The sequence below is a fragment of the Frankia sp. CgKIO3 genome (assembly GCF_977946435.1).
In genome coordinates this window covers 41,997-48,605 of sequence record NZ_CDWTMO010000010.1, presented here as the reverse complement: position 1 = coordinate 48,605, position 6,609 = coordinate 41,997, and the positions used below count along the sequence as shown (strand labels likewise).

Sequence of the window (6,609 nt, the reverse complement as noted above, 5' to 3'; positions counted from 1 at the left end):
TCCTTAGGGACGGGCGGTGTTGTCATGGCGCCTCCCGGGCGGGCACTGGTATTGGAGCCGTGACCGCGCTCCGGTCCGTTCAGATCCGTTCATATCTAACACGAACGGCTTTGCGACCGACCACCAAGTCCATATTAATCATTAACGTAAGGGTATGGTTACCATAAGGATCTGGAGCCCGCGATACGGCTCGACGCGAAGCGCCGCTCCGTCCCCCTGTTGGCCGAGCCGGGTCTGTTGCGGCAGGGGCCGGTGGAAGCGGCCAGAATGATCGACCGGTATGCCGTCACGCCGTCACGCCGTCGGTGCCAGAGTTCACAGGATTCCGGCGGTACTTGCGATTGGCCCTGTCCTCTCGGGATATCGAGGAACTGCTCACCGGGCGTGGTATCGACGTTGATCACGTCACTGTCTACCGGTGGATCCAGCTACCGGTGAATCCAGCGGCCCATGACAATCCTTCCCTATGGACAGGGAACCTCAAGTTCGCTGTCCACGGAAGCGGATTGTGCGTCGGCCACAACCGGCGACGGCTGCGTGCGGGCAGGCCGTGCCTCGCGTCGAGGTGGTCTCCCACGAGCACTGAGCCTGCGCCCTGAGCCTGACACGAGCGCGTCTCACGGGCTCAGCTACTCGGCGGGTTCGTGATCGTCGCGCCGCAGCCGCCAGCCGCGGCCCCGTTCGCGCTCGCGCCAGAATGCGGCGTACCGCCGGTCTCGGGCCAGGAGCTCATCGTGCCGACCGCACTCGACGACCCGGCCGCCGTCGAGGACGGCGATCTGGTCGGCGCGGACGATCGTGTCCAGCCGGTGGGCGATGATCAGGACGGTGCGGTCGGCGGCGAGCTCGGCCAGGGCGGCGTGCACGGCGGTCTCGTTCTCGGTGTCGAGGGAGGCCGTGGCTTCGTCGAGGAGCACGATCGGCGCGTCCTTACACAGCGCGCGGGCGATGGCGACGCGTTGGCGTTCGCCGCCGGACAGCAGCTGTCCGCCCTCGCCGACGCGACTGGCCCAGCCGTCCGGGAGCCGGGCGACGATGGAGTCCACCCGGGCGCGGTAGGCGGCGTCGCGGACCTGCTCCGGGGTCGCGTCCGGGTTACCGAAGCGGATGTTGTCCTCGACGGTGCCGTCGAGCAGGTAGACGTCCTGGAACACGAACGCGATGTGGTTGAGCAGCTCGGCGCTGGTGAGGTCGCGGACGTCGACGCCGCCGACGCGCACCGAACCGGAGCCGACGTCGTAGAAGCGGGCGATCAGCTTGGTGACGGTGGTTTTCCCCCCGCCGGAGGGTCCGACGAGTGCGGTGGTTCGCCCGGCCGGGATCGTCAGCGTCAGCCCGCTCAGCACTTCGGAACCCTGCGTCTCGGGGCCCTGCGTCTCGGGACCGGCGGGGTAGGCGAAGCGGACATCGGTGAGTTCGATCCCGGCCTGGCCGATCCGGCGGCCGGTCGTGGGTTCCGGGAGCGGCTCGACCGCCAGGAGCTCGTCGACCCGCTGGGCCGAGGCCTGGGCGGAGCGCAACGCGGCGCTGAGCCCGACCAGCGCGTCGAGCGGGCGGAGCAGGCTGATGCCCAGGACGACGAGGACGGTCATCCGGGTCGGGCTGAGGCCGTGATGGGTGGTCAGCGCGAGGCCGGCGAGGAACAGGGCCGTGAAGGCCAGCTGGATACCGAGCTCGCCGAGGTATTCGCCCGGCAGGGAGCCGACGATCTCGCGCCGCGCCGCGCGGTGCTGGGCGGCCAGCGCCTCGTCCAACGCGGCCCGGCCAGCGGCGGTGTGACCGGTGGCCCGCAGCGTCGGCTGGGCGCCGGCGAACTCGACCAGCCGGCTGCCGGCCTCGGCCGTGGCGGCGTGGTTGGCCGCCTCGGTGCGTTCGGTGAGGCGGCGACCGACCGAGAGCGCGGCGAGCACGACCGGGACGGCCAGCAGCGCGGCGAGCCCGATCCGCCAGTCGAAGCTGAGCAGGAACGCCCCGATCGTGAGCGGGGTCAGGACCGCGCCGATCAGGGCCTCGGCCAGGAAGATGGTGGTGGCCACCCGCGAGACGTCGCCGATGATTAGTTGTGGGATCTGCCCGGCCGCCGGCCCGTCGAACCAGCCCAACGGCAACGCCAGAAGCTTGTCGCCGATGCGCGCGTACAGGGCGCGCCGCCAGGCCGAGGACAGTTGCAACGCCCGCGACCCGAGGTAGTAGTGGGCGAACCAGCCGGTCGCCGCCGCGGCCGTGAGCGGGATCAGCCACCACGCCGCGGTGGCCGTACGGCCGTCGATCAGGGCGGTCAGCAGCGGGACGAGTACTCCGAAGGCGACGCCCTCGCTGACGGCGTAGCCGGCCACCGCCACCAGGTACCGCGCCAGCGGCCGGTGCTGGCTGGCCGGGACGAGGCCGCGCAGGTGGCCGGTCATGCTCGGCCGCCCTGCTGGGCCCGCCAGAGCTGGGCGTAGCGCCCGTCGGCGGCGAGTAGCTCGTCGTGCCGGCCGTGCTCGATCAGGCGCCCGTCGTCGAGGACCAGGATCTGGTCGGCCTCGGTGATCGTGTACAGGCGGTGCGCGATCACGAGCAGGGTCCGGCTGGCGGCCAGCTCGGCCAGTGCGTCCTGGATCGCGGCCTCGGAGTCGGGGTCGGCGAACGCGGTGGCCTCGTCGAGGAGCACGATCGGTGTCCCGGCCAGCAGGGTACGGGCGATCGCGACCCGCTGCGCCTCCCCGCTGGAGAGGTGGGCGTCCTCGCCGGCCACCGAGTCGTAGCCGCGCGGCAGAGCGAGGACGCGGTCGTCGACGGCGGCCGCGCGGGCGGCGGCGCGCACCGCCGCCTCGGACGCATCCGGGACGGCCAGGGCGATGTTGTCACGGATCGAGCGACGCAGCAGGACGACATCCTGCAGCAGGAATCCGACGTGGCGGTAGAGGTCGTCCCGGTCGATGTCGCGCAGGTCGGCTCCGCCTAGCCGGATGGCGCCCCCGGTGACGTCGGCGAAGCGGGCCAGCAGCATCGCGAGCGTCGACTTCCCGGCTCCGGACGGCCCGACCAGCGCCGTCACCGTGCCTGGCCGTAGCGTCGCGCTCACCCCCCGCAGGACTTCGTGACCGTCCGGGTAGCTGAAATGGACGTCGTCGATCTCGACCGTCAGCGGGGTGCCCACCGGGCGGGCGCGGCCGGGCTCGAGGACGGGCTGCCGGGGCTCGCGCAGCAGGCCGCCGATGCGGGCCGCCGCGTCCCGGGAGCGCTCGCGCAGGTCCTGGGCCAGGTAGATCGGCGTGATCTGCTCGAACAGCCCGACCCCGAGCAGCGTGAAGGCCACCAGGTCCACCGGGTCACTCCACCCGGCCGCGACCAGTCCGGTGCCGACGGCGGTGACCGCGAACACGATGGTCGCCGGGGCCACCGTCGCCCGGGCGACCCCGCGGGGCCGGAGGAAGATGCGCTGGGCCTGCTCGTCGGCGTCGGCGTACTCGGCCGCGGCGGCGGCGAACCGGGGAGCGCCCCGGCCGCCGGCGAACGCCTTGACGACGCTGATGCCCCGAACCGTCTCGAGCACGGCCGCGGTCAGCTCGTTGTTGGCCGCACCGATCCGGCTGACCTGGTCGGTCGCGCGGACCGCGAGCCGCAGGCGGATCGCCTGGGCCGCGCTGATGAGCGCCACCGTGACGAGCGCCAACGGCCAGTCGACCCAGAGCAGGTAGCCGACCACCACCGCCGGGCCGGCCACGGCCGAAGCCAGGTCCCCGCGGGCGTGGGCGACCGCGTGGTGCAGCGTCGCCACGTCGTCCTGCACCGTCGAGCGCACCCGGGCCGAGACCCCGCCGGCGAACCAGCTCAGCGGTAACGCGCTCACCTGCTCGGTCAGGCGGCGGCGCAGCAGGTAGGCGAGTTCCGCGTTGGCCAGGTGGCTGAGCAGGCTCGCCGCGGCGTACAGCGCGAAGCGCGCCACGAGCAGGCCGGCCGCGAGCCACGCCAGCGGCCATACCGGCTGCCCCGCTCCGCCCAGCAGCCGGCGCGCGATCTCCACCAGCACCACCGCTGGGGTGATCGCCAGCACCGTGGCCAGAGCTTGCAGCCCGGCCGCCAGCGTGATCCGACCTCGGACGGGACGCCGCAGCTCGGCCAAGTCGAGCGCGGCGGTGCCGGCCGCCATCACCGCCCGGCCGGGCGGGGGACCGACAGCGCCCCGAGACCGCTGTCCCAGGCGGATCGGGGAGTGACGTAGCCCGCCTCGAGCGGGGTGCCGCCGCCCTCGCCCGCGGGGGTTGCGGCGCGGCCGCGCCGCTCGGCCATCGAGCGCACGAGCTCGCCGGCCCGCACGGCGACGTTGGAGAGCAGGGTCGAGGAGATGCCGTGGGAGTGTTCGGTCGCGCCGAGCACGTACAGGTCGACGTGGACGCCGGGCGCCGTCGCCAGCCGGTAGTCGCGGTCGAGCGCCACGTGGCCGGCCGGGTCGGTCTGGCAGTGCCGGGCCATCGTGCCGAGGAGCTGGCGTGGATCTCGCGAGCGGTACCCGGTGGCGAAGACAATGACGTCCGCCTCTATTTTTTCCCGCGTGCCGGTCGGCATGAACTCGACGTCGGCGGCGACGCCGTCGGTGAGCTGACGCAGCTCGACGAGGCGGGACGCGCGCATGATGCGCAACCGTTCCCGGCCTTGCATCTTCTCCTGGTAGACACGGCGGTAGAGCTCGTCGATGAGGTCGATATCGACCACCGAGTAGTTCGTGCTCCGATGATAGGTATTGAGCATGTCCTTCACCGGCGGCGGCGCGGCGTAGAAATCGTCCACGGCGGACGGGTCGAAAATCTGGTTCGCGAACGAGCTGTTGTCCGCCGGGCTGTAACCGTACCGCGAGAAGACGGCCACGACTTCAGCCCGCGGATACTTCGTGTGCAGGAATTCGGTCACCTCGGCCGCGCTCTGCCCGGCCCCGACCACGACGAACCGGTCGCGCACCGGCGATGGCAGGTTCGCGACCCGGCTGAGCAGGTCGTGGTTGTGCCAGACCCGTTCGGACAGCTCGATGCCGGCTGGCGCCGTCGGCTCGAGCCCGACGGCGATGACGACGCCGCGAGCCCGGCGGACGACCGTCTCCCCGGTCGTCCCCCGCACCCCGACGACGTCCACCATCCGGACCTCGCCGTCGACGGTGACCGGCCGGATGTCGACCATCCGCGTGTCGTACTCGACCAGGTCATCCAATCGGCGGGCGGCCCATTCCAGGTAGTCGTGGAACTCTTGGCGCAGCGGGAACATGGTCTTGTAGTTGATGAAGTCAACCAAGCGGTCCCGCTCATGCAGGAACGACAGATAACTGAAATCGCTGGCCGGATTCCGCAGGGTTACCAGGTCCTTGAGGTAAGATACCTGCATCGTGGCCCCGTCGAGGAGCATTCCCCGGTGCCAGCCGAATCGGGGCTGGCGCTCCAGGAAAGACACCCTCAGCGCCGCCGCCGGGGAAACGCGCGCGTTGTGCTCCGTCACGGCGATCGCCAACGCCAGGTTCGAAGGGCCGAAACCGATTCCGACGATGTCCCGAATGCCGATGTCCGTGGACGCCGGACCTCTCACCACACCCGATCCTCCGGTCCCTGGGCGCGCCGCCCTTTCCCGTCGGTAACGAGAAGCGTACGCTAATCCGGTAAAGTAAGGCTTACCTATCTTCTGAGGTGACCTCCCTGGGTGTCAAGCACGCTCCGGCGGCGCCATCGGCCGGGCCCGCGGCCGCCCCTGACTAGACCCCGGCTGGCTGGATCCCGGCCACCCCGGCTGGCTGGACCCCGGCCGGCGCTACCGGCGCCGGGCGGCCGCTGGACGTGACCGTGAAGTCAGGTTAGGCTCTCCATAGGTAAGTTAACCTATCTTTACAAATTTTGCCAGATTGTGAGGCGGGCGGTGCGAGCTGTCGCGGAGGCTGAGGCGACGGTGCCGCGCCCGCCCGATCCGGCGGCAGCGGCCCCGCCCGGCCGGCGGCAACGGCGGCAAGGGGGCGCACTCGGATCACGGAGAGTGCGCGTCTGCGGCCTGGTAGTGACGTCGCTCGCTCTGGTCGGGATGTGCGTCCTCAGCGTCTGGGTCGGCGCCAACCACCTGCCGTTCACCGTCGTGTGGCGGGTCCTGTGGCACGACGACGGCTCGTCCGCCGCGCTGGTCGTGCACAACCTGCGGATACCGCGCACGCTGCTCGGCCTGGTGGTCGGCGCCGCGCTCGGCGTGGCCGGGGCCCTCAGCCAGGCGTTGACCCGCAACGATCTGGTCGAACCGGGGATGCTCGGGGTCAACATCGGCGCGTCGGCCGCCGTCGTCGTCGGCATCTCGGTCTTCGGCGTCACGAGCCCGAGCGGCTACGTGTGGTTCGCGCTCGCCGGCGCCGCCCTGACCGCGGTCGCCGTGTTCATGATCGGCGCGACCGGCCGCGCAGCGACGACGCCGGCGACCCTGGTGGTGGCGGGCGCGGCCGCCGCGGCCGTCCTCGGCGCGTTCGTCAACGCCGTGCTGCTGATCGACACCAAGACGTTCGACCAGTTCCGGCACTGGGACGTCGGCTCGCTGGCCGCGCTGGGATCGACCGGGCTGCAGGCGACGGCGCCGTTCATGGCGGCGGGACTCCTGCTCGCCCTCCCC

The 6,609-nt window shown here is 71.5% G+C and carries 4 protein-coding genes and 1 pseudogene; 2 read left to right on the top strand and 3 right to left on the bottom strand.

Translation table 11 applies throughout. The features are described 5' to 3' along the window. Positions 1-305: 305 nt before the first annotated feature. Positions 306-428 (top strand): annotated as a pseudogene (locus tag AC08OJ_RS02555) (IS6 family transposase); the annotation flags it as partial. Between the two features lie 201 nt (positions 429-629). On the opposite strand, the gene AC08OJ_RS02550 reads toward AC08OJ_RS02555, so the two are convergent. From AC08OJ_RS02550 to AC08OJ_RS02540, 3 genes are read right to left on the bottom strand one after another with little or no spacing between them, the layout of a single operon-like run. Then, positions 630-2,405 carry an ABC transporter ATP-binding protein gene (locus AC08OJ_RS02550; protein ID WP_476594973.1) on the bottom strand — a complete coding sequence of 592 codons (1,776 nt, stop codon included), beginning with the start codon at positions 2,403-2,405 and terminating at the stop codon, positions 630-632. Then, the gene (locus AC08OJ_RS02545) at positions 2,402-4,135 is read right to left on the bottom strand and encodes an ABC transporter ATP-binding protein (RefSeq protein ID WP_476594972.1); all 1,734 of its coding nucleotides are present in this window, start codon (positions 4,133-4,135) and stop codon (positions 2,402-2,404) included. Before AC08OJ_RS02545 ends, AC08OJ_RS02550 begins: the two co-directional genes overlap by 4 nt. Then, on the bottom strand, positions 4,135-5,559 hold the full coding sequence (locus AC08OJ_RS02540) for a lysine N(6)-hydroxylase/L-ornithine N(5)-oxygenase family protein (RefSeq protein WP_476594971.1): 1,425 nt from the start codon (positions 5,557-5,559) through the stop codon (positions 4,135-4,137). The genes AC08OJ_RS02545 and AC08OJ_RS02540 overlap by 1 nt, the downstream gene beginning before the upstream one ends. 435 nt (positions 5,560-5,994) lie before the next feature. On the opposite strand from AC08OJ_RS02540, the gene AC08OJ_RS02535 reads away from it, so the two are divergent. Then, on the top strand, positions 5,995-6,609 hold a 615-nt coding region (locus tag AC08OJ_RS02535; protein WP_476594970.1), incomplete at its 3' end, for an iron chelate uptake ABC transporter family permease subunit.